The sequence below is a fragment of the Veillonella sp. genome (assembly GCF_018381775.1).
In the GTDB taxonomy this organism is placed as follows: domain Bacteria; phylum Bacillota; class Negativicutes; order Veillonellales; family Veillonellaceae; genus Veillonella.
In genome coordinates, this window is record NZ_JAGZRH010000001.1 from 23632 (window position 1) to 48045 (window position 24414).

The window sequence follows — 24414 nt, forward strand, 5'->3', positions numbered from 1 at the left end:
TATAGGATACATCAGATATACTAATTAAGGCTGTTGAAAGGAGCATATTATGATTGCCATTATAGATTATGATGCGGGCAATACCTTTAATGTCCAGAAAGCGTTGGCCCATATCGGACTAGATGCAGTGCTAACAGCAGATCCGAATGTCATATTAAATGCTGATGGTGTTCTCTTACCAGGTGTAGGTGCCTATGCATCGGCCGTAGCCGTTCTAAAGGAACGAGGCCTCGTCGATGTCATTCAGGAAGTGGTAAAACGAGAAATACCGCTATTAGGTATTTGCTTGGGTATGCAACTACTATTTGAAGAGTCTGAAGAATATGGACCCACTCCAGGTTTAGGTCTCATTCCGGGAACGGTAAAAGAAATTCCTCGCGACCTTGGTCTTAGCGTGCCTCACATGGGGTGGAACAAAAATACAGTACACCAGCCAGATAGTGCTTTCAGCAATGTAGACGATCAATATACCTATTTCGTTCATTCCTATTATGTAGATACTGACCCTGAGTTTATTACATCTACTGCCAACTATGGTATCGATGTACCAGGTGTTGTAGAGCGTGGTAGAGTATATGGAATGCAATTCCATCCTGAAAAAAGTGGTGTGGTAGGTCTAAATCTATTGCGTGCATTTGGTAATATTACGGAAGCCTATGCAGCGGCGAAAAAATAAGAGGGTCACTCTATGTTAGCGAAACGTATTATCCCTTGCCTCAGTGTGGCAAATGGTCGTGTTCAGAATGGCGTTGAATTCCGTGATATGGTAGATGCCGGCGATCCTGTAAAATGTGCAGAAGAAGCGGTAGGCCATGGTGCAGGTGAGTTATTGGTAACGAGTATCGATAGATATGGCACGGGGCTTGGATTTGATATTGAATTATATCGAGCTTTAGCAGAGGTTGTAGATGTACCTGTAACAGCCTTTGGTAGTGCTGGAAATATACAGTATTTTGTGGATTTATTTACAAAGACAAATGTAACTAGAGCTCTTGTAGGGGCGTTGTTACATAACAAAGTTTTAACTATAAAAGATATTAAAAAGGCCCTTCATAAATCAGGAGTCGTAGTAAGACAATAGATAATTACTATCAAAATAAAACAATAAAAGCATTCTCTAAGTAACGGAGAATGCTTTTTGGTTATGTCTTTAACTCATAATGTACATCCAAAATGAGAAATTGATAATTGACACTTCTATGTTTAGATATACAATATTATTGTAAGTACTAAAAGTTTTGAGAGCCAATGTGGCATGGATGTGCAAAAGATTTATCAGATATTTTTATATAACACCATGTCACACAAGACAATTGGAGGTGTTTATATGGTTATGAATGGTATTTACTTAGTTATAGCCTCCGCGTGTATTCTAATTTTAGCGTACCGCTTTTATGGGGCTTTCATAGCGGCGAAAGTATTAACATTGGATGAATATCGTCCAACGCCAGCTATGGTTCACAACGACGGTCACGATTACGTGCCAACTAACAAATGGGTAACATTTGGTCATCACTTTGCAGCGATTGCTGGTGCAGGCCCTCTTGTAGGTCCTGTTATCGCAGCCCAGTTCGGGTATTTACCTGGTGCATTATGGATCCTTATCGGTTCTGTATTAGCCGGCGCTGTACATGACATGGTTATCTTGTTCGCATCCGTTCGCTATGATGGTAAATCTATTGCGGATATTGCACGGGAAGAAATCAGTAAATTTGCTGGTTTCGGTGCTATGCTTGCTACATTGTTCCTATTGATCATCACCCTTGCTGGTATGGCCGTAGTAGTAGCTAACGCATTGCATAACTCCCCATGGGGTTTCTTCTCCGTATTTGCTACGATTCCAATCGCTATTTTCATTGGTATTTATTTGAAATGGTTGCGTCCTGGTAAAATTCAAGAAGCAACTATTATCGGTGTAGCGTTGATTTTCGCAGCTATTATCTACGGTCCAAACGTAGCAGCTAGCGAATATGCTTCTTGGTTTACATATGACTTGCAAACCATCGAAATCATGCTTGCAGTCTATGGTTTCTTTGCAGCAGCATTGCCAGTTTGGTTATTGCTTGCTCCTCGTGACTACTTGTCCACATACCTTAAAATCGGTACAATTGGCGCATTGGCTCTTGGTATTATCATCGTAATGCCTGAAATTCAAATGCCGGCTGTAACTCCTTACATCTGGGGTGGCGGTCCTGTATTGAAAGGTTCTGTATTCCCTTATATCTTCATTACTATCGCATGTGGTGCGTTATCTGGTTTCCATACTGTTATCGCAACAGGTACAACACCTAAAATGCTTACTAATGAAAAAGAAATCTTGCCTATCGGTTATGGTGCAATGTTAACAGAAGGCTTCATCGCTATGATGGCGTTGATTGCCGCAACTGCATTGCATCCAGATGATTACTTTGCAATCAACTCCACTGTTGAATCCTTCAAAGCATTAGGCCTTCAAGTTCATGAATTGCCAGCTTTGTCCGCAATGGTTGGTGAAGACTTGATGCACCGTCCTGGTGGCGCCGTATCCCTTGCAGTAGGTATGGCTCATATCTTCTCCAGATTGCCTAACATGGATCACTTGCTAGGTTACTGGTATCACTTCTGTATCATGTTCGAAGCATTGTTCATCATGACTTTGATCGATGCTGGTACTCGTGTAGGTCGTTACTTACTTCAAGAATTATTAGGTCATTTCCATCCTAAATTCAACGACCAACATTGGGCTCCTGGCGTTTATGGTTGTGCAGCTTTAATTTGTGTATTGTGGGGCTACCTAGTTCTACAAGGTAACATCGGTATTATTTGGCCTCTATTCGGTGTATCTAACCAATTATTAGGTACTATGACATTGGCTGTAGGTACTACAGTTATCATGCGACTTGGCCGCAAACGTTATGCATGGGTAACAGGTATTCCTTGTATCCTTATGGCTATCGTTGCTATCGCTGCGGACTTTGAAAACGTATTTAACAGCTATATCCCAGCTGGTAAATGGATCCTAGTAGCATTCAGTGCTGCTATGTTCCTCATGATCCTTATCGTATTGGTAGAAGCTGTACGCAGCTGGATTCGCTTGTCCAATATTCCTCAAGATTATCGTACACAAGCTGAAATCGAAGCTGAAAGCCTTGTAAAATACGGTAAAGAAGCAAAAGCATAATAGCTTGTTTTATTAAATATTTAAAAGAGCACTCGTTATGAGTGCTCTTTTTTTTAGATAATTAGTATGTTTCATAGAAATTTATGGGATTGAAAATAAAATTCTATAGAATTTGTTGACATACATCATAATCTAATATACGATGTATGTAGTGATGTATATTACTACAATAAAATAGTTAGGTAACGGCGCCTTGCATGCAGACTTTCTGTAAGCAAGGCGTTTTTTGCATGGAAAGGAGTTTCTTATGGTCAATATGATTGATACGGGTAACACAGCATGGGTATTGTTGTGTACTGCATTAGTATTCTTTATGACACCTGGGTTAGCGCTATTTTATGGTGGAATGGCGCGTAGTAAAAATGTGCTAGGTACGATCATGCAGAGCTTCTTTTTAATTGGAGTTATTTCTGTTGAGTTTATTTTGTTAGGGTATACTTTGATTTTTGGTGATGATATACATGGTATCATCGGCGATTTTAGTAAATTTGGTCTTGGTGGTGCGGAAACAACCATCTTAAGTGATACCCATATTCCTGAGCTTGCTTTTGTAGCGTTCCAATGCATGTTTGCTGTTATTGCACCAGCCATCATGAGTGGCTCTATTACAGGACGGATGCGCTTTGCACCCTTTGTAGTATTTGCTTTGCTATGGTCTATCTTTATATATAATCCGATGGCCCATTGGATTTGGGGCGGTGGATTCCTTAGTGATTTAGGTGCATTAGACTTCGCCGGTGGACTTGCGATACACGTTTTGTCTGGCGTATCTGGATTGACATTATGTATGCTGTTAGGCCGTCGCCGAGGCTATGGACGCATGCCTATGCTGCCGCACCATTTGCCGATGACAATTCTTGGAGCTGCTATTCTATGGTTTGGATGGTTTGGCTTTAATGCAGGATCTGCCCTTGGCGTAGGCTTCCTTGCAGCTAATGCAGTGTTAACTACACAAATCTCTGCAGCTGTTGGTATTGTAGGATGGGTGTTAGTAGAAATGCTGCATCGCGGTAAACCTACTGTGTTAGGGGCTGCCTCTGGTGGTGTATCTGGGCTAGTAGCCATTACACCAGCGGCAGGCTTTGTAACGCCTATGGCGGCCATTATAATTGGTTTTGTAGGTGCCGTTGTATGTTATCTAGCGGTAGCCATTATTAAAAACCGTATTGGTTACGATGATTCTCTTGATGCCTTTGGTATTCATGGTGTAGGCGGTACATGGGGTGCTATTGCCACCGGTTTATGGGCTACAACCACAATTAATCCTGATGGGGCAAATGGGTTGTTCTATGGTGGTTCTCTATTATGGCCTCAACTGCTTTCACTAGTAATTGCCTATGTATTTGCCGTTGTAGGTACGTTTATACTGTTTAAAATCGTCAGCGCCTTTATGGATATGCGCGTTAGCATTGGCTCTGAGTCTTTGGGTATCGATATTAGTGAACATGGTGAAGGTGCTTATAATCAATCTGAATTTAAAAGCTCAGGTCGGTTTATTTCGTCCAATCAAACATCCTTGTTATGAGTTGTGACTGATAAATAGTACATATAACTGAAAGTTAAGTTGTATAATGAGTACTTGTATTTGGTACTGCCTAGGAGATAAATATATGAAACGAATGAAAAAGGTTGATATAATCGCTCGTGCTGAGCAACTAGAGGATTTAAAAGAGGCTTTAAATAGGATTGGCGTTCAAGGCATGACGGTTTCACAAGTCTTTGGTTGTGGTTTACAAAAGGGGCATACTGAAGTATATCGGGGTCAACAATATGATGTGAACCTCATACCTATGGTAAAAGTAGAAACCGTTGTGTGTGATGTGCCTGTGGATCTTGTAATGGACACAGCGCGAAACATATTGCAAACAGGTGAAGTAGGGGATGGTAAAATTTTTGTATACGATGTAGAAGACGCTATGCGTATACGTACAGGTACAAGAGGCACCAAAGCTGTAACCGACGATGAAGCATAACAAGTAAATACTTAAATAGAAAGGAGACGAGATTTAATCTCGTCTCCTTTCTATTTCCCTTTTCTAGATAATGCTTCATAGCCTTATTATTAGCATTTAGAGAATAGTTTTATTTTGATTGGACATCTTTATAACTAATGTTATGAAAAGGAGAGCCTATACCGGATAAGCGACTTAGCTCGCTTTGAAGCGAAGAAGGTATAGGCTTTCCTTTTCAATCTAAATGTAGTAATATTACAAGACCAATCAAAATAAAACTCACATCCTCAACATGATATAATAAGGCTATGAAACATTACGTGCGTTCCTATTGGACAAAATATAAACAATTGTATAAGAAAGGCTTAAAAGGCCTTGCTGCTTTTCTTGCCATTGGAGCGATTATAGTCTTTGTGCTCGCTACGATAGCAAGCCGTGGGATGGGCGTTATTTTTAACGAGGTAATGGCGCATCAAACGATGATGAGAGGGACTGTAACGGTAGAGAGTTTAACTGCAACACCGTGGGGGACATTATCCTTTACTGACTTGGTATGGAAGGATCCAGAAGGCCGAGAGTTGCTCACAGTTCCAGATGGAAAGATTCGCGTTAATATGTGGGACATAATAACACGGAACTTCAAGGCCTCTGCTATAAACGGAATCGAGCTAAATGATGCGACCATTGTAGTCGATTTAGACGATAACAACCGTCTTGACTTTGTGCCTGCTTCACCTGATGTAAACAAGCCACTCAATGAGGTAGAGCCGCGACCTAAACCTCCGAAAAAGACGACTCAAGAGCGACAGGAGGAACTGGGCAAGAAGGTTCGTAACTTTAATTGGGACGGTCAACATTTAAATCTTACGATTACATTGAGAAATAATCAGCTGGAAATCTTTCAGAAAAATCGTCACTATGTAATGAAAAACGTGAATTCTAAGATACATCTTGATAGTAGCCGTGCTATTCGTATTGATATGGAAACGGGTAAGTTCGGTGGCACAGCCATCGGTGATGGTCTTACACTAAAAGGTCGTATTGATCTAAAGGATGTATTAAAGCATCGCATGCCTCAGTTAGACTTGCAGTTTGATGTAAAGGGTGTGGACCCATCATCACTCGGTTTTGGCGATAATATCCACGATGCCATGACCTTGCTCACAAAGGTAACAGGTGATTTTAATCGTCCATTGGCTAAAGGTCGTGTAACGATGCCTATTTTACGAATTCCTGCGCTTACCTTTGAAAATGTAGTAGGCGATGTAACGTACCAAGACGGCATTTTGAACTTTGAAAATGTAAATGCCAATGTATACGGTGGAAAGCTAGAGGCAAAGGGCATATATAACTTAGATACTCGGGCTTATACGATTACAGGGATAGCAAAGGATCTTGATAGTAGTGAGGCTCTTAAAACACCTGAATTTGTTGTACCTGTGTCGGCTAATTTGAACTTTAAAAGCGAGGGCCAGCCTCGCGACATGGAGGTGTGGGGAAATTTCTGGTCTGGAGAAGGCCACTATATGCTCATTCCTATTAAAAATATTACTGGGAACTTTCACAATAAAGGGCGGCATTTGTCCTTTAGTGATGTAAAGGTAAATACAAAGGTCACTACGATTTCTACAAATGCATTGCGTATCGATAATGGGCAGCTCACCATGGGGCCTCTCAACATTACATCCCATGGGGGCAGTAATTTTATCCTCTACGACGAATCCTTCGATGAGATCGATGAGAATATGGATCGGATTAAAGAGGGGATGAAGCAAGCTGGTGAAAATAGTAAGCGTGCCTCTGAGTCAGCTAAAGGTATAGATAGCATCAAGGTTCCCGATGATGTAAAAGAATCTGTTGGTGATGTAAAACGCCAAATGGATGAGGTGAAAGATGCTTTTAAAGGTATCAAAATAAAGTGATAAATGAAATATAAATGATATTAACTCTCTTTCATTGTGCGTTTATGTAGATGGTTTATAATAAATCTCCGTTATCATAATTTTTGATATAATACTTTTGTGTTATTTGGAGGTTTTTTATGAAAGCATCAAAACAATTCTCTATTGTTTTGGCCGCAGCTGTACTTGCTTTTGGCGCTGTTACAGTAGCACCACAACAAGCAGACGCTTCTTATGGCTACAAATATACTGATTCCCAACGTCCACCAGTATCTACTCCAACAGGTTATGTTAATCCAGCCATGGGTTCTACAGTAACTGTTACAGATCCTGCACCTACTACAAATAAATTGACTACTCCTAAAGCTAGTACTACTATTGAAAACATTACTGTGACTAATGTTGCACCAAAATACTCTGATTACAATGATATTGCAGCATACTCTCTAGCAGTAGCTGACTATTTCATGGCGAAGATTATGGCTATATATGGTAATGGTAATACAGCTCTTAACCGTTATGGTTTTGGCAGATAATATAGCCATCAAATTTAGTAAAACTAATTTCGGATAACTATATATGCTATATAATAAAAAGGTCCCGTATGGGACCTTTTTATTTGCATAAATTTTTTAATGCGTTGAGAGCTTGCTCAACAATCTCTTAATTTCGGTTATCGATCTAATCCGTTAGCACGTTGGTATTCAGATTTGTCTGTAGATTGAGCTTGATCGTCTGTAGTTACAGTATCTTTAGCTAAGGATTTCTTAATTTTAATAAGAGGTTTTTCTGTAGCCTTTGGATCTTCTTTTTTCTTTACATCATTTTGAGATGGTGGCAAGAATGTGTTGAGTTCATTCTTGTGAGTTACCTCTGTATTTGTAGTAGATGCTAATTGTGCGCGTTGAGGGGCGATGAAGATTTCGTCCTTTGTAATTTTTACATCGTTCAATAATAATTTGAATACTTGAGGTTTTACAAAGATAGTACCATCTACCTTGCGAGCTGCAGGCAAGAAGGATTCAGAAGTATCAAGGTTGATAATCTTCAATTTGCCATGGCGCACTACCTCTGCAGAATCAGGTTGGATAGCTAATGTAGCGATATTCATGTCTACTAATGCTGTTTTAGTAGGCTCATCCCATGCTACCTTATAGCCCAATGCTTCAGATACTTGGCGCAATGCTACGAGTGGTTGACCATCTACATAGATTACATTTTGTTGACCGTTAATAGGCTCAACAACCTTGCCATCTACATTGATATGATGGGCAGTCGTAACAGATACAGGCTTTTCAAGATTCATAGCTGGACCTGGATTCTCCATGCCAATAGCCGCCTGTGCAGGTTGTACTGCGCCAAATGTGAAAGCTAATGCACCTACAGCGATGCTAGATAAAATAAGCTGTTTTAATTTCATAAGGGACCTCCATAAGGTGTTATATTTCTCTGAATGTATTAACATTACCAAATGTATATGAATATTTTATTATAAATTTTAATTTTATACAATCTATATGTGAGCGCAATATAATTGAACTAGATTATGGGGATAGGATAGTTTATTTAGAGACATAGGATGAAACGGTCATTTAACTATAGTCTGAAATCGTTTATCTCTATAACTGGTGTATTCTTTTATATGCTATAATTAAGTGTTACATGAATTATTCAATATATCTAATTATAGAGTTCTAGAATGTATAGAAAGAGGTTCCTTATGGCATCCGGCAGATCTGAAAAAGAGTTACAAGGGGTAACGATGTTAGGTCACAAGACCGATTACCCAACTGATTATGCACCACAGGTGTTAGAGGCGTTTGATAACAAGCACCCTGATAATGATTACTTCGTTAAGTTTAATTGTCCTGAGTTCACTAGCTTATGTCCTATGACAGGTCAACCTGACTTTGCCACAATCTATATCTCTTATGTACCGGATAAGAAAATGGTTGAGTCCAAGTCTTTGAAATTATACTTATTTAGTTTCCGTAACCATGGGGACTTCCATGAAGATTGCATCAACATCATCATGAAAGACCTTATCAAGTTGATGGATCCTAAGTACATCGAGGTATGGGGCAAGTTTACGCCGCGCGGTGGTTTGTCCATCGACCCATACGCAAACTATGGCAAGCCTGGTACAGAGTGGGAAAAGACTGCAAAAGAGCGTCTTCATTTCCACGACATGCAGCCTGAGCGCGTAGCATACCGTTAATATGGCATACGAATATTTAACAATGGTCACATCGTTCATAATGTTTTTTATGATTGGTGTGACCTTGTCTATACACCCTGCGTCGATTATGGTAGGGACGAATACCTATATAGAATCACAAAGAAAATGGACTCGATGGAACGGCTATATTATCTTTGTGTTGCTCCTATTTGTTATGGATATGTTCCTAACAAACGCTGTATATCTAGCCTTTTATGATATATACGGCAACCTTATGAACATAGGCCATCTCGGTGTTGATTTTATGGATATTTTCTTTAGTGAAAGTTTCCAAATCGTTGTAGCTGTCTTGTTTTTGCTCGTGTTATTCCAAGTTTTGGGGCTCGTCGATGTAGCCCATGGTGAAAGAAATCTAGCCTTTTACTATAGCCAAGTAGAGGAGGGCAAGGAGCAGCCATCTTGGATGGAGCGATACATGGAAAGCGAGAAGGGGTCGCTGGGGGCAAGTATAATAGGACTCCTATACATGCTGTGGATGAACAAGAGGAGTATGTGGACATATATTGTCTGCGTTGTGTGGTTCAAGGTGTTAGCTATGCTAGTCAATGTACTGGTTTCACCCGTTATCAACCGCATTATGCACACTAATAATGAACTAGCCACACATGTGATCCTTGATCCTTATATTATTTCCTATGTACTGGCGGGCTTCTTATGGGGCCATGTGGCGCTACATCATGACTTAAGTAAAGCATATAGATTGGCCAAGAGCGTTGTCATATCCTTAGTTCCTCGTCTAAGTGTATTGATGGGGGCCGTTCTCTTTATTGGATTATCTTTAGCCATCATATTCATGCCTATCACTTGGGATGTGGTGGTGGACGTGCTCACAAGTAAATAGATGAACCTATTTATATCCTGTATTTTTTGGGTTTTAAAAGCGGTTCTCATTCTCTTGACAATGGATTGATTCAGGTGTTAGAGTATGGTTGTATTAATCAGAATGCATAAACGTTTATACCCAGTGTATAGTGAGTAACAAGGTGAAATTCATATCGTCCTTGGGATGTTCCTGAGGACGATTTTTATCATCTATCACCAAAAGGAGAATCAGATGAGTATAGTCACAAATCAAACAACTGAACTGATTGGTAAAACTCCGGTATATCAATTACCAAATACCAATATTTATGTAAAACTTGAAAAATATAATGTAGGCGGTTCTGTGAAAGATCGCGCAGTACTTGGTATGTTGCAAGATGCTAAGGAAAAAGGACGCCTTCACGAGGATAGCATCATCGTAGAGGCTACAAGTGGCAATACAGGTATTGCTCTTGCCATGGTGGGCGCTATCTTACATATTAAAACTGTAATTATTATGCCTGAAAGCATGAGTAAAGAACGTCGTGAACTTATTAAGGCGTACGGTGCACAGCTCATCTTAACACCGAAAGAAACAGGCATGAAGGGTGCTCTTGAACGAGCAAATGAAATCTTAGAAAAATATCCTAATGCGTTTACTTTAGGCCAATTTGTAAATCCTGCGAATCCAGATATACATTACCGTACTACGGGCGCTGAAATCGTAGAACAAGTGCCAAATGTAGACGTATTTGTGGCAGGTATCGGTACAGGTGGTACTTTCACAGGTGTTACTAGACGATTGAAAGAGCATAATCCGAATCTAAAATCTATCGCAGTGGAACCAACAGGATCTCCGGCTATTACAGAAGGCAAGGGTGGTCCTCACAAAATTCAAGGTATTGGTGCGGGCTTCATTCCAGAGAACTTCGACCAAAGCTTGATGGACGGCGTACAAACTGTAAGTGATGAAGAAGCTTTTGGCGAAGTACAAACCTTTATGCGTGAAAGCGGTGTTTCTATTGGACTTTCAGCGGGGGCCGCTATCGTAGCAGCTAAGCGCATTGCACGAGAAGAACCAAAGGCGAATATAGTGGTTATTGCACCAGATGGGGTAGAAAAATATTTATCCCTCTTGGATTTTGCTAATAACGAATATGTAAAATAACGGATTTCGCATAGATAAAACATCATATGTATAGGAATACAGACCACATATGTTGTATACTATATGTTATATGAGTAGAGTTATTTGAGATGGAGTCACTATGATGCAAGGTTTGCGTGAATTATGGGGCAAAATTCAATATAATATTAAGCGCGTAATGGATTCTGACCCAGCCGCAACAAGTGTGTGGATGGTTATTTGGACGTATCCACATATTACGGCCTTATTCTGGCATTTCTTTGCGCACCGCCTCTATAAGGCGGGGTGGCCAACCTTGGCGCGTCGTGTGGCATTACATTCTCGTCACGTAACGGGCATTGAAATTCACCCAGGGGCAACGATTGGCCGCGGTTTATTTATTGACCATGGTATGGGCGTTGTAATCGGTGAAACCGCCATCGTAGGGGATAATGTAACACTATTCCACCAAGTTACACTAGGGGGGATGTCCTCTAAACAGGTAAAACGCCATCCAACCATCGAAGACGAAGTGCTCATCGGTACAGGCACAAAAATCTTAGGGGATATTACCATTGGTGCGCGCACAAAAATCGGTTGTAATCTTGTTATTAAACATGATATCCCTAAAGACATGGTTATCTTTGAAACAGATCCAGAAAATATGTATGTCCGTAAACCTCGTCGTACTAATAACGGTAAGGCTGAGGAAAAGAAAATCCCTGATGGCTACATAGAATACTATATTTAATATAGTAGTAAAACAAATCTGATTCATCGAATCTATGTTGAAATAATACAATTGACAATGCCTTATTGGGTATGATATGATTACCCAGTAAAGCATGGAGGATTACTCAAGAGGCTGAAGAGGACGGTTTGCTAAATCGTTAGGGCGGGTTACCGTCGCTAGGGTTCGAATCCCTAATCCTCCGCCATGCTGAGACCTCACATCACGCGATGTGAGGTCTTTTTGTTTATTGTAATATTTACTAGGTATGGACCTTAATGTGTAAGAACTCAAATGAGTTTAAGGTCTTGTAAATATTGATGTATACAGGCGTGTAAGGTTATAGAGTTGACGTATGACAAGGGGTTTCATATAATAGATTGTATAAAATGTAATTTTAAGGAGACTTTTATGAATATAAAATATACACGTCACATGAATTTACTTCGTCGCGCTATCGGTATCGGCACATTATGTCTTGTTGCTTCTGTTAGCTTTGTTCATGCTGAAAGCATTGCTATTCCAAGTGCACGTCCTATGGTGGATGGTGTTAGTGCTGATGTAGAAACTGTAAGAAGTTCTAGTAACGCAGAACATCATGTGAGTGCTGGTGTAATTACGCCAAATGATTGGACATATACGGCATTACAAACGCTAATTAAACACGGTGCTATTACAGATACACATGGTTTTGTTTTTGATGGTAATACAAGCTATACAAAGGATGAGCTTATGCCTCTTATCGATGAGGTAGTAACGAAACGAGAGCAAATGAACGAAAACGATCGTCAATATGCATTGCGCATTTATCAAGAAAATATGCGTGATGTAATGGACTATCGTATCGGTCGCGACAAGAAAGTTACCCGAGAGCGCCGTCAAAAATTAGACGAAAAACGTGCTGAAAAAGCTAAGAAGTCTGGTAAGACATACCAAGTATCTAAATCTCAACAAGAGGCTTTAGATACAGCTAATGATGAAGTGGCAAAACCAGAAGAGCGCGCTTTAACAGATGAACAAATCAAAGAAAAAATGAAGAAATTTAAAATTGATGATTCTCGTGTTAAAGTAAATAATAATGTGCGCATCCGTTATACCGGTGGCAAGGATACAAAATCTAAAACCGATGCTCGCATGCAAACGGAGATGACCTTTACTCTATAACCCTTAATAAGGAGTTATAATGATTGATTTTTTAAAGAAACAGCTGTTTACCGTCCATCAAAACGGTAAGCAACAGGTGAGCGAGGTCTTTAAATATATAGGGCCTGGCATCATCGTCACAGTTGGGTTCATCGACCCTGGCAACTGGGCGGCCAATCTAGCTGCTGGTGCTAGTTATGGTTATGAACTGTTGTGGGTAGTTACGCTATCTACGATTATGCTTATTTTATTGCAACATAACGTGGCCCACTTAGGCATTGTACGAGGACAATGTTTATCCGAATGTGCTTATGAATTCTTGCCGCGTTACGTGTCCAGGTTCGTATTGAGTACGGCGGGCATTGCAGCGGCAGCAACGGCACTGGCCGAGTTTATCGGCGCAGCCATCGCATTGAAAATGCTATTTGGCATTCCTCTTTTGATAGGCAGTGTTTTGACGGCAGTTATCTGTACCATTATGCTCATAACAAACTCTTATCGGAAGCTAGAGCGTATCATTGCAGGATTCGTATCCCTCATTGCCTTGGCGTACCTCGTAGAGGTCAATATGGTCAATGTAGATTGGGCGGCAGCTGGTATAGGTTGGGTAGATCCTAAGGTTCCTAATGAATCGATGCTCGTTATTTTGAGTATCTTAGGGGCTGTTATTATGCCTCACAATTTGTTCTTGCACTCAGAAATCATTCAAAGTCGCCAGTTCAACACACAAGATCCTTCTGTAATGAAGCGCCAATTGCGTTATGAATTTCTAGATACCCTATTATCTATGGGTATTGGCTGGATGATTAACTCTGCCATGATCTTATTGGCGGCGGCAGTGTTCTTTGCTCATGGCATTGAAGTAACAGAACTTGAACAGGCCGAGGAGCTGTTGCGACCTCTCATTGGACCTGCAGCGGGCACTATCTTTGCTATCGCATTGCTCTTTGCGGGCTTTGCATCATCTGCTACGGCAGGCATGGCAGGGGCTAGTATCTTTGCCGGCATGTTTGGTGAGTCTTACGATATGAAAGACTTCCATACGCGATTAGGCTTGGCATTAACCTATATTCCCGCATTGCTTTTGATTGTATTCGTTACTGATTCATTCCAAGCTTTGTTGATCTCTCAAATGTTCTTGAGCTTGCAATTGCCTATTACTATTTTCTTGCAGCTCTATATGACTAGTAGCCGCAAGGTGATGGGGCAATATGCGAACCATACATATACGAATGTACTATTATGGGGCATTGGTATTGTTGTTACCGTTATGAATATTTACCTACTCATTGTAGGGTAATAGGAAAAGACCGCGTTAGCGGTCTTTTTTGTATAATAGATGTTCAAATTTATAAAGTTACATTAATCATAAAGTTACATTAATCATGTAACATTGTTTTATTAGAATTACTTTGTCATATAACTGGTATAGTTGTTATGTAAAAAGTGTATCCATGAATAACCATGTGGGCTATAAAATATGTTACAATTAAAGATAGTATAAATCCTGTAGGGAACATTCCCTCACCAGTGTAATAGATAGAAATTAGGAGGACCTAATGGCAGAGGAAGTAAAAGTACAAGATGCAATGCAATCTGATTTTAGTGTTGTAGTAGACGACATTGCAGAGGAATTATTAACGCGCCTAAATATGGATGAGGATGGCTCTGTTATCGACATGTTCCAAACAGGTTCTTTTGATCCTTGGCAATTATTCGTGTTCTTTGGCGCTTTAGAAAAAGCTCTCGTTGATTTTAGAACTGATAAACGCAAGAAAACAGTTATTGTTCACGCCCAACCTGAGGCGCTTATTGGCATTGGTCGCGTGGTAACACCTGTATCTACTATGCTCGAACACGTTCTAATGTCTCGCTTGAACGACATGAGCGAAGGTCGCTTGGAAACAGGTATGCTTACTGTATCTGCTGAAAGCATCGATTACGAAGGTGTCAATCTTAAAGGTCGTCACGTAGTTATCGTATGTGACCTTGTGGACGAAGATTCTGATTACCTTAAAGAATGCATTAAACTATGTAAAGAATTGAAAGCGAGCCACGTTGTGGCAGTGCCTCTCATGTTGTGGAATCCTGAGTTGATCGACAACTTGACAGAGGAAACTATCAAGGCGGAATTATCCCATGAAAATCGTCCTCTCTCCTAGTAAGACAAAAACGATTACTACTGTTGGCAATGATGGGGCAGTACATAGTGCAGTTCAGGACGGTCAATTTCAACCGCACATTACGCAAGACATTGTAAAACATGTGCAGTCCCTAGACGTGGCGGCCCTTGGTAAGGCTTTGAAACTTAAGGATGATAAGGCGCAGGCGCTCTTTGATTTCTATCAAGCTTTTGAGTCCCAGCCAGTAGGTATTGCTTGTGAAAGCTACGATGGTATTGCTTTCAAATATTTAGACTGGCAGAACTTGTCTGAAGAGGCCAAGGCCTTTGGTGAAAGCCACCTCGTTGTGATGTCTGCCTTGTACGGCGTCGTAGAGCCTACGATGGGCGTGCGCGATTATCGACTAGATATGGTGGATAAGGTAGGCATTAACTTATATGACACGTGGCGTGAAACGGTAGATGCCTACTTTCACAAGGAAGATTGGATTCTCAATCTAGCGTCTAAAGAATATGCCAAAATGGTAAACCATCCAAAGGTAGTGACCGTTGAATTTTGGGAATTACGAGGCGATACATTTAAACAGATGAGTACGTCCTCTAAAATGAGTCGTGGTATGATGGCTCACGAATGTTTAACTCGACAGGTGAAACATGTGCGGGATTTGCCACGTGAAGTGAATGGATTTATCTGTGTTACAGATATTGAATCCATTACCATACCAAGCGAATCGATGACGGTTCGTTATGAAAGGAAGTGATTGTTTGCAAGTGCAAGACATTCTTGCAAAAGACCTCGTTGGCGATGAATGGCTAACCGAGGATGAGCTAAGATTTCTCATGTCTGTAACTGATGAAGAACAGTTGCAGTTAATATATAAAAAGGCTTATGAAGTGAAGGCGAAATATGTAAAGCCTGTAGCGTATTATCGTGGCCTCATCGAGTTCTCGAACCGATGCATCAAAAACTGTAATTACTGCGGTATCCGTCGTGAAAATGACAAGACGGAACGCTTTGATATGAACCGTGAAGATATCATCAAAATGGCGCAGTGGGCCTATGACCATGAATATGGTTCTATTACGCTCCAATCTGGTGAACGCTGTGATGATGCCTTCGTTGATTATGTGGTAGATCTTATTCGCGAGATTAAAGCCATTGGCGATGGTTCCCTGGGCATTACGATGTGCGTAGGGGAACAAAGCGAAGAGGCGTACCGTCGCATGCGTGAAGCCGGTGCTAGTCGTTATTTATTGCGCATTGAAACAACAAATAAAGAACTGTACCATAAAATTCATCCTCAAGATGAATTGCACTCCTTTGAAACGCGCGTAGAATGCTTACGTCGTTTGCGTCGCGTAGGCTTCCAAGTAGGTACAGGCGTTATGATTGGTTTGCCTGGTCAAACAGAGGAAGATTTAGTGAACGATATCTTATTCTATCGTGATATGGATATCGACATGATCGGCATGGGTCCGTATGTGGTACATCATGATACGCCCCTAGGCCAAGAAGCATTAGCGATGGGCATCGATGATGAAGCTGGTAAATTGCGCCGTATTCAATTAGGCCTTAAGATGATTGCTTTAACCCGCTTATTCTTGAAAGATGTCAATATTGCAGCTACTACTGCATTACAAGCTTTGGATAAACTGGGCCGTGAAAAAGGCCTTGCTGCAGGTGCCAATATATTGATGCCTATCATTACCATTCCGGAACATCGGGCAAAGTATTTGTTATATGATAACAAACCTTGTGTAGATGATAATGCAGATAAATGTAAAGACTGCTTAACGCGCCGCGTTATGTCCATCGGTGATACCGTTGGGTGGAAGCAAAATGGTGACTCCAAACACTACGGTAAACGGACGGGAGAGTTTTAGCTTTCTCTGTGTAGCTAATTCATTGATTCTATTATAAGTTTTGGGGTAGTTTTACCTATATATAGATGGGGCCCCATTACATGAGGTGTATTATGGAGACAAAATGGTATTCTGATTTTTGGCGGTTATTTGCGAGTCCTTTTAAAGGCGGTATTGATCAAGTTGTACAGTCCGGTACATTGAAAAAAGGTTTCTGGGGCACTGTATTCTTATGGGCTATTCCATATATTATATTGGCTTTATTTGGGACTATGTTAATTCCATTTCTCCCTCATAATGAATTTACTGGTTTAACCTATTTACTCGGTATCGGTGCCAGCTTTATGTTCATCTTTGCATGGCTTATTTGTATCGGCTGGTCCTTTGTGATGGTTGCCATCGGTTCCTATGTATATAACTGGGTTATCACTAAGATGGGTGGTACCGACAATGTACAGGCGATTATGAAAGTTAGTTGGTATCTACAAGGGTATGGGGTACTATTATTTAGTATTGGTTATACGATAATCTTGGTTTTAATGGGCATATTAGGTCTAGCATCCGATAGTAGAGCTTTTGCTGGTGTTATCTATTTTGTAGGAACAATAGCCTTACTTGTTATATCCATTTGGGTATCCTTAGAACTTATGGCAACACAAGTAATGCTTACGAAGATGAAAGTATTCATTGCTAGTATCTTAACGTCCATAATCTTCGCTATAATTTGGGCACTTTTCATGGCACTTCTTAGTGGCTGTGCCTCTTTAGTGGGTAGATAATACTGATTTATAAATTAATATTAATAAAGAGTCCTCTTTTTTTGATAAATTTTTTCGGAAAAAGAGGACTTTTCTATTTGGGTGTCGAAATGTAATAGCAAAAGCCGTAATTTGCCATTAAGGAGGCGATTCCGATGAAAGAGTACAGTAGTGATAAAATTAGAAATGTTGCTGTTGTTTCCCACGATGGTGCGGGTAAAACAGCTCTTGTCGAATCTTTGTTGTTAACCTCTGGTGCGGTTGATTTCGTAGGTAAAGGCCAAGACAATAAACATATTATGGACTTTGAACCTGAAGAAATTAAACGTAACGTAACAATCCAATTGGGCATGGCTCCATGTGAATGGCATGACCACAAGGTTAACTTCGTAGATACTCCAGGCTATAATGAATTCCATGGTGAAGTTCGTGCCGCTTTGCGTGCGTGCGATGGTATGTTGATGGTACTATCCGCCACATCTGGTGTAGAAACTGACACAGTTCGCGCATGGGATTATGCAGTTGAATTACAAATGCCACGCATGGCATTTATCAATAAAATGGATGTGGATGGTGCCGATTTCTTCGGTACTATTGAAAGAATGCGGGAATTATTTGGCAAAGGCATTATGCCATTGCAGATTCCTATCGGTGAAGGCGCCAACTTTGAAGGCGTCGTAGACGTAGCAAAAATGACTGCGTTTACTTACAAGGACGGCCAACCAACAGAGATTGCTGTACCAGCTCACCTTATCGAAAAGGCTCAAGAAATTCGGGAAATGACCGTAGAAGCCGCGGCTGAAGGTAGCGATGAATTGTTGGAAAAATATTTAGAAGGCGAAGAATTATCCTTAGAGGAAATTCGCCAAGGCTTGCGTGAAGGGATGATTAGTGGCCGTGTGTGCCCAATCATGTGTGGCAGTGCCACATCTCGTATTGGCCTAGATCAAGTATTGGATCGTATGATCCGTTACATGCCGGATGCAACTAAAAAAGTGATGACCGCAACTGATGCGGAAACCGGCGAACAATGTGTAGTACATGTAGATAAACCTTTAACTGCATTTGTATTTAAAACATTGTTAGACCCATTCGCAGGCAAACAAAGCTTTGTACGTATCTTCTCTGGTGAACTAAAAGAAGGCGACCGCCTTTATGATGTAAACCAAGGTGTAGAAGAAAAATGGGGCAAGATGGTTACCCTTATCGGGAAGCAACAAATCCCTGTATCTATCGCTAAAGCTGGCGATATCGTAGTGATACCGAAATTGGCTAATGCTAAGACTGGAGATACATTAACTGCTCCTGACTTTAAAGTGACATACGACGCTATCCGTTTCCCTCAACCTCTATACACAGTAGCATTAGAACCTGTGAAAAAAGGTGAGGAGGAAAAATTAGCTGGTGCTGTTCTTAAGGTAGCAGAAGAAGATCCTACTTGCGTAGTAGTGAAAAATGCTGAGGCCCGTCAACTACAAATCGATTGTATGGGCGAGGTTCATCTCGAGCATATCCTCAACAAAATGGATCGTAAATATGGCGTACAAGCTAAACTTGTGACTCCATATATTCCATACCGCGAAACCATTAAAGGCTCCGCTGAAACCGAGTCTAAATATAAGAAACAAAGTGGCGGTCATGGTCAATATGGTCACGTTAAGATTCAAGTGGACCCATTATACGATGGAAGCGAATTTGCATTCGTAGACAAAATCTTTGGTGGTGCTGTACCTAAACAATACATACCAGCAGTGGAAAAGGGTGCCAAAGAAACCCTAGATAAAGGCTTAATTGCGGGATATCCTATGATTGGCGTGCAAGTGACACTCTTGGATGGATCTTACCATAGCGTAGACTCCTCAGAGTTAGCATTTAAAGTAGCTACGTCACAAGCTATCAAGGATGTAATTCCTAAGGCGAAACCAGTCCTATTAGAACCAATCTATGAAGTTAACGTGTTTGCACCAGATGCTTTCATGGGCGACATCATGGGTGATTTGAATAGCCGTCGAGGTCGTGTATTAGGCATGGAACAAAGTGAAAGAACAGGTATTTCTGTTGTTAAAGCACAAGTACCATTGGCTGAAATGGCCGATTATGTGACTGCATTGCGCTCTATCACTCAAGGACAAGGCGTATTTAACCGTCAGTTCTATACTTATGAAGAGGTTCCACATAAGCAAGCGGAAGAAATTATCGCTGCTCGTAAGACTCAAGAATAAAGTAAGACCATGTCCACGTACTGTATCAAATACAGTTAGAATCACTACAACTGAATAGATAATTGCATATCGTAACAACTTAATAGCATAACAATTGACGTAAGTCATAAATTTGAATAGTATTTTACACGAGCCCTCCATATATGTAGCGTATGGAGGGCTTTTACTATATTTGAAATAGATTAGGATAGAGCTTGATCAATAATGGAGCATATTGAGACCTAATCATGGGTATGTGTAGATGCATTGGAAATCATAGAATTGCTAGTTCTTTATGTATATATGTGCTAACATTAAGATAATATAATTGCTTATGTATCGGGTGTTATTTCCATATATCGGGAAAGGATCGTATATGTTTTTCTCTAGCATTACTGCAGATTATACAAAAATGGGTTATCCTAAAGCCATCGTACGAGCTTTAGATTTCTTAAAAAATACAGATTTGAAAGCATTGCCAGGCGGTCGTCATGCCATTGAAGGGGACATGATGTACGCCAATGTAGACGATGTAGAAACAAAATTGTTTGAAACTACAAAACCTGAGTCTCATCGCAACTATGTAGATATTCAATTCATGGTAGATGGAGAAGAAAATATGGGCTTTTTCGTAGATAAAGGCCTCGTAAAGCCTGTGGAGTCTTATCCAGATCGTGATTGCTATTTCTACCCAAACGAAGCTGTTGATGAAGGACACATCCACTGTCCAGAAGGGTACTATACAGTATTCTTCCCATCTGATATCCATAGACCACTATTAGCTGTTAATGATAAGCCTATTAAAATTCGCAAGGTTGTTGTAAAAGTACATGTAGATCTCTTAGGCGACTAATCCTATGAAGCGATATGAAATTATAGGTGTTTTACTAACCCTATTAGGAGCTGTTTTATGGGGCGTATCAGGTGCTTCAGTACAGTTCTTAAGTAACTTTAGAGATATGAACTTGGAATGGCTAGTCACCATGCGATTAATTACAGCGGGATTATTGACTGTTATCTATGCATGGTTTAAATATGGTAATTCTATCTTCCATGTCTTTCGTAGTTTAAAAGATACAGTAGGCCTTATCGTTTTTGGCGTATTTGGCATGGCTTTATGCCAATATACATACTTTAAATCCATTGCTTTGGCTGGGGCTGGTATTGCGACGGTGCTTCAGTACTTGGCGCCATCAATGATTATTATTTATATGCTTGCCCGTTATGGTAAAAGGCCCTCTAAAGGGGAAATTATTTCCGTTATACTAGCCTTGGTAGGTACGATTTGTTTGATGGGGAATGATGGCTTTTCTATGGAGCAATTCCCACTGGCCGTGCTCGTATGGGGACTTCTATCTGCTGTAGGGGTCGCTGTATATAGTGTTTCTCCTGTAGATTTACTATATAAATATGGAACCTTGCCGATTGTAGGATTTGGTATGCTTCTCAGTGGTATTGTTGCTGCTGTTTTATTTCATCAGCCCAATTCGTATGCTATGTGGGATGTATGGACTATTATTGGCTGTTTCAATGTTGTCTTTTTGGGGACAATTGTATCCTTTAATGCTTATTTAGAAGGTGTTAAGAGAATAGGTGCAGTGCCAGGATCAATCCTGTCATCTATTGAACCGATTTCGGCAGCTTTCTTTGGATGGGCTTTGTTAGGCAACCAATTTAGTGCATTAGGGCTAATTGGCATGGCCATGATCATCGCTACTGTTATTATAATTGCTCTTGAAAAACGTAATTAATAATTGAGGTCTCTTTGCTGGATGTTGCGGTTTAGAGGCCTCTTTGTTATGATTGTACATAATGTGAAAGTAGTTGTTATAGGAGGTTGTATGGAGGAAAAACAATGGAAAGGTATGGGCCTTGCCATTTTAGGTGCCCTATTTTGGGGGCTTTCAGGCACATCTGTACAATTCCTTGAAAATGCAAAGCATATCAATGTGGAGTGGCTACTAGAAGCGCGTTTGCTCATAGCAGGTGTATTGACGATAGGACTTGCTTATATAAGGGATGGTAAGCGTATTTTCTCTATCTTTACAGAACCTAAGGATATAGGGAAATTATTAGTATTTGGTATTTTAGGTATTGCTTTATCTCAGTACTCATACTTCAAGGCCATTGCCATTTCAGGAGTCGGTATTGCTACGGTCCTTCAATATGTTGCGCCTACGCTGATCATTATCTATTTGTTTTTGAGATACTTTAAAAAGCCATCTGTACCAGAGTTTTTCTGTATTGTATTAGCCTTGGTGGGAACACTCTGTATCGTCATGCAAGAAGGGCTAGATGTTTCGAACTTTAATGTGCTTGCTTTATTCTGGGGGCTTGTATCGGCAGCTAGTATCTGTGTATATACATTGCAACCTATTGAGCTATTAAAGAAATATGGCACCACATCCATTGTGGGCTTTGCCATGTTTATCTGTGGTATTTTATCCTTAGCTATGTTTCAACAAGTAGAATCGGAAGCCCTCTGGGATGGCATGACCTGGTTAGGATTATTCGCCATCATCATACTTGGTACAGTCGTATCCTTTAATGCTTATATGGAAGGGGTTACACTCATTGGTGCTTTACAAGGCTCTATACTTTCATCCTTAGAACCAATCTCAGCAGCGATCTTTGGATGGGTATTGCTAGGGAATCATTTTACGCTGGTCGGTATTTTTGGCATGATTTGCATCATTGCAACCGTATTCATTATCGCCTGGGATCGACACCGTCAAATTAAACGAGAAGTACTAAAAAAATTAAATAAAGAGGAAATTGTGTGATCTGCGTATGTATGCTTTTTTATTTCTAAAAATATCAATATAAGTTATAATAAATACAAGAATTATTATTGATGTATATAGAAATTTATAATTCTGTATACATAATCTTATTGGTTGACTATTTAATTAGCTATTTGTGTAGCTCTTTATTTAGTTGAAGTATAGGTATCTATTGTATTTTAGGAGGTAAGTATGTCTGTAAAAGATTTCGTACAACAACGCCGCGATGATTTTATTGCTTTACGTCGTGATTTTCATATGTATCCAGAGCCAGCTTGGCTCGAATATCGTTCTGCCGCTAAAGTAGCTGAAAAGCTAATTGCTTTGGGTTATGATGTGTCACTCGGTGCAGAAGTGCTTGATTTAGATTCTCGTATGGGCTTGCCTAGCGAGGATGTTATGAAAGCAGCAATGGCTCGTGCTATGGATGAAGGTGCTGATCCTGAACTAGTAGAGAAGATGGGCTATGGTAAAACAGCTATTGTGGCAACTATGAAGTTTAGTGATGATGGTCCTGTAGTAGCGTTCCGTGCAGATATGGATTCCAATGATGTAATCGAATCTAAAGCATCTAACCATACTCCTGCTAAGAATGGTTTCCGTTCCCGTCATGAGAAGGCTATGCATGCTTGTGGTCATGATACACATATGACAATGGGCCTTGGTCTTGCTGAATATATTGCTACACATAAGGAAGGCTTGAAGGGTACTATTAAACTGATCTTCCAACCAGCAGAGGAAGGCGTACGTGGTGCTAAAGCGATGGTAAAGGCTGGCGTAGTAGATGATGTAGACTTGATGTTCGGCATGCATATCGGATTTAATGAACAGTTATCTAATTGCTTTGCTTGTAGTGATCATGGCTTTTTAGCGACTACAAAACTTGATGCTGTATTCCATGGCTATTCTTCCCATGCAGGTGGTTCTCCAGAAAAGGCTCAAAATGCCATGCTTGCAGGCTGTACAGCTGTTATTAACTTACAAGCCATTGCTCGCCATAGTGGGGGTGCATCCCGCATCAATGTAGGTGTTTTTGAAAGTGGTACAGGTCGCAATGTTACTCCTGATGTAGCAACACTTAAATTAGAAACTCGTGGTGCTACTACAGAGATCAATGATTATATGATTGAACGCACTAAGACCATTATTAAAGGTGCCGCAGAAATGCATGATTGTACCTTTGAAATTACAAAACAAGGTGAAACTCCTGCAGGTCGTATTAGCGATGATTTAGCTCGCGAAGTACAATCTATCATTGAACCATTAGGTATCTTTAAAGAGGTACCATTTGATTATAGCGGTGGCGGTAGTGAAGACTGTGCGTATTTCTTAAACCGTGTTATTGATCGTGGTGGTCGAGCAACCTATATGGTATTGGGCTCAGCTATTAAAGCACCTCATCATAATCCATTATTCGATATCGATGAAGAAGATATGTTAAACGGCATTGTTGCATTAGGTACAATTGCTACGCACTATTTAAAATAGGCTATATTGATTGAGATATTGCGATGTATATATCCAAACTATATATCCAAACTATAGATGCATAACTATATAGATGCATAACTATATAGATGCATAACTATATAGATAGATGCATAGAAATATGTATAGTGGGCTATAAGTTAGATG

The 24414-nt window shown here is 40.3% G+C and carries 23 protein-coding genes and 1 tRNA gene; 23 read left to right on the top strand and 1 reads right to left on the bottom strand.

Annotation, left to right across the window (positions count from 1 at the left end; translation table 11 throughout):
- Positions 1-49: 49 nt before the first annotated feature.
- The 7 genes from hisH to KH109_RS00170 all read left to right on the top strand — a co-directional run bounded on the left by hisH (position 50) and on the right by KH109_RS00170 (position 7549).
- Positions 50-676 (top strand): imidazole glycerol phosphate synthase subunit HisH, encoded by a 627-nt coding sequence (gene hisH, locus KH109_RS00140; RefSeq protein ID WP_295214415.1) that lies wholly within the window; start codon positions 50-52, stop codon positions 674-676.
- Between the two features lie 12 nt (positions 677-688).
- The gene (locus KH109_RS00145) at positions 689-1081 is read left to right on the top strand and encodes a HisA/HisF-related TIM barrel protein (protein ID WP_295214417.1); all 393 of its coding nucleotides are present in this window, start codon (positions 689-691) and stop codon (positions 1079-1081) included.
- Positions 1082-1327: 246 nt separating this feature from the next.
- Complete coding sequence (locus KH109_RS00150; protein WP_295214420.1) at positions 1328-3160, top strand: carbon starvation protein A; 1833 nt, start codon at positions 1328-1330, stop codon at positions 3158-3160.
- Between the two features lie 247 nt (positions 3161-3407).
- A complete protein-coding gene (locus KH109_RS00155) occupies positions 3408-4685 on the top strand; it encodes an ammonium transporter (protein WP_295214422.1) in 1278 nt (425 codons plus the stop codon).
- Positions 4686-4779: 94 nt separating this feature from the next.
- Complete coding sequence (locus KH109_RS00160) at positions 4780-5133, top strand: P-II family nitrogen regulator (RefSeq protein ID WP_363158339.1); 354 nt, start codon at positions 4780-4782, stop codon at positions 5131-5133.
- A 287-nt stretch (positions 5134-5420) separates the two neighbouring features.
- Entirely contained in the window at positions 5421-7034 is a 1614-nt protein-coding gene (locus tag KH109_RS00165) for a membrane biogenesis protein AsmA (protein WP_295214427.1), read from the top strand.
- A 119-nt stretch (positions 7035-7153) separates the two neighbouring features.
- Positions 7154-7549, top strand: a complete 396-nt coding sequence (locus KH109_RS00170; RefSeq protein ID WP_005387504.1) for a hypothetical protein — start codon at positions 7154-7156, stop codon at positions 7547-7549.
- Positions 7550-7686: 137 nt separating this feature from the next.
- Here KH109_RS00170 and KH109_RS00175 read toward each other — a convergent pair whose 3' ends face one another.
- Entirely contained in the window at positions 7687-8433 is a 747-nt protein-coding gene (locus KH109_RS00175) for a copper amine oxidase N-terminal domain-containing protein (protein WP_295214430.1), read from the bottom strand.
- Between the two features lie 300 nt (positions 8434-8733).
- Between KH109_RS00175 and queF the strand changes: the two genes are divergently transcribed.
- The 16 genes from queF to KH109_RS00255 all read left to right on the top strand — a co-directional run bounded on the left by queF (position 8734) and on the right by KH109_RS00255 (position 24267).
- A complete protein-coding gene (gene queF / locus KH109_RS00180; protein WP_005387511.1) occupies positions 8734-9231 on the top strand; it encodes a preQ(1) synthase in 498 nt (165 codons plus the stop codon).
- A 235-nt stretch (positions 9232-9466) separates the two neighbouring features.
- Positions 9467-10093, top strand: coding sequence for a hypothetical protein (locus tag KH109_RS00185; protein WP_295214433.1), 627 nt, complete (start codon positions 9467-9469; stop codon positions 10091-10093).
- A gap of 213 nt (positions 10094-10306) precedes the next feature.
- Positions 10307-11221 (top strand): cysteine synthase A, encoded by a 915-nt coding sequence (gene cysK / locus KH109_RS00190; protein WP_155086845.1) that lies wholly within the window; start codon positions 10307-10309, stop codon positions 11219-11221.
- 100 nt (positions 11222-11321) lie between these two features.
- Entirely contained in the window at positions 11322-11930 is a 609-nt protein-coding gene (gene epsC / locus KH109_RS00195; RefSeq protein ID WP_105094553.1) for a serine O-acetyltransferase EpsC, read from the top strand.
- Positions 11931-12026: 96 nt separating this feature from the next.
- A tRNA-Ser gene (locus KH109_RS00200) sits at positions 12027-12117 on the top strand.
- Positions 12118-12320: 203 nt separating this feature from the next.
- Positions 12321-13073: a hypothetical protein gene (locus tag KH109_RS00205; protein ID WP_295214439.1), complete on the top strand. Its 753-nt coding sequence runs from the start codon at positions 12321-12323 to the stop codon at positions 13071-13073.
- Between the two features lie 19 nt (positions 13074-13092).
- The gene (locus KH109_RS00210) at positions 13093-14352 is read left to right on the top strand and encodes an Nramp family divalent metal transporter (RefSeq protein WP_119206581.1); all 1260 of its coding nucleotides are present in this window, start codon (positions 13093-13095) and stop codon (positions 14350-14352) included.
- Between the two features lie 259 nt (positions 14353-14611).
- Entirely contained in the window at positions 14612-15214 is a 603-nt protein-coding gene (locus KH109_RS00215) for a hypothetical protein (protein WP_295214442.1), read from the top strand.
- The gene (locus KH109_RS00220) at positions 15192-15935 is read left to right on the top strand and encodes a YaaA family protein (protein ID WP_295214445.1); all 744 of its coding nucleotides are present in this window, start codon (positions 15192-15194) and stop codon (positions 15933-15935) included. Before KH109_RS00215 ends, KH109_RS00220 begins: the two co-directional genes overlap by 23 nt.
- A complete protein-coding gene (gene hydE / locus KH109_RS00225) occupies positions 15922-17058 on the top strand; it encodes a [FeFe] hydrogenase H-cluster radical SAM maturase HydE (RefSeq protein WP_287513085.1) in 1137 nt (378 codons plus the stop codon). The genes KH109_RS00220 and hydE overlap by 14 nt, the downstream gene beginning before the upstream one ends.
- A 92-nt stretch (positions 17059-17150) precedes the next feature.
- The gene (locus KH109_RS00230; protein ID WP_295214448.1) at positions 17151-17816 is read left to right on the top strand and encodes a hypothetical protein; all 666 of its coding nucleotides are present in this window, start codon (positions 17151-17153) and stop codon (positions 17814-17816) included.
- Between the two features lie 134 nt (positions 17817-17950).
- Positions 17951-20017, top strand: coding sequence for an elongation factor G (gene fusA / locus KH109_RS00235; protein ID WP_295214451.1), 2067 nt, complete (start codon positions 17951-17953; stop codon positions 20015-20017).
- Positions 20018-20372: 355 nt separating this feature from the next.
- Positions 20373-20849 carry a YhcH/YjgK/YiaL family protein gene (locus KH109_RS00240; RefSeq protein WP_060925033.1) on the top strand — a complete coding sequence of 159 codons (477 nt, stop codon included), beginning with the start codon at positions 20373-20375 and terminating at the stop codon, positions 20847-20849.
- Positions 20850-20853: 4 nt separating this feature from the next.
- Complete coding sequence (locus KH109_RS00245) at positions 20854-21747, top strand: DMT family transporter (protein ID WP_295214454.1); 894 nt, start codon at positions 20854-20856, stop codon at positions 21745-21747.
- A gap of 90 nt (positions 21748-21837) precedes the next feature.
- The gene (locus KH109_RS00250; protein ID WP_295214456.1) at positions 21838-22779 is read left to right on the top strand and encodes a DMT family transporter; all 942 of its coding nucleotides are present in this window, start codon (positions 21838-21840) and stop codon (positions 22777-22779) included.
- Between the two features lie 192 nt (positions 22780-22971).
- Complete coding sequence (locus KH109_RS00255; protein WP_295214459.1) at positions 22972-24267, top strand: amidohydrolase; 1296 nt, start codon at positions 22972-22974, stop codon at positions 24265-24267.
- The last annotated feature ends 147 nt before the right edge of the window (positions 24268-24414 follow it).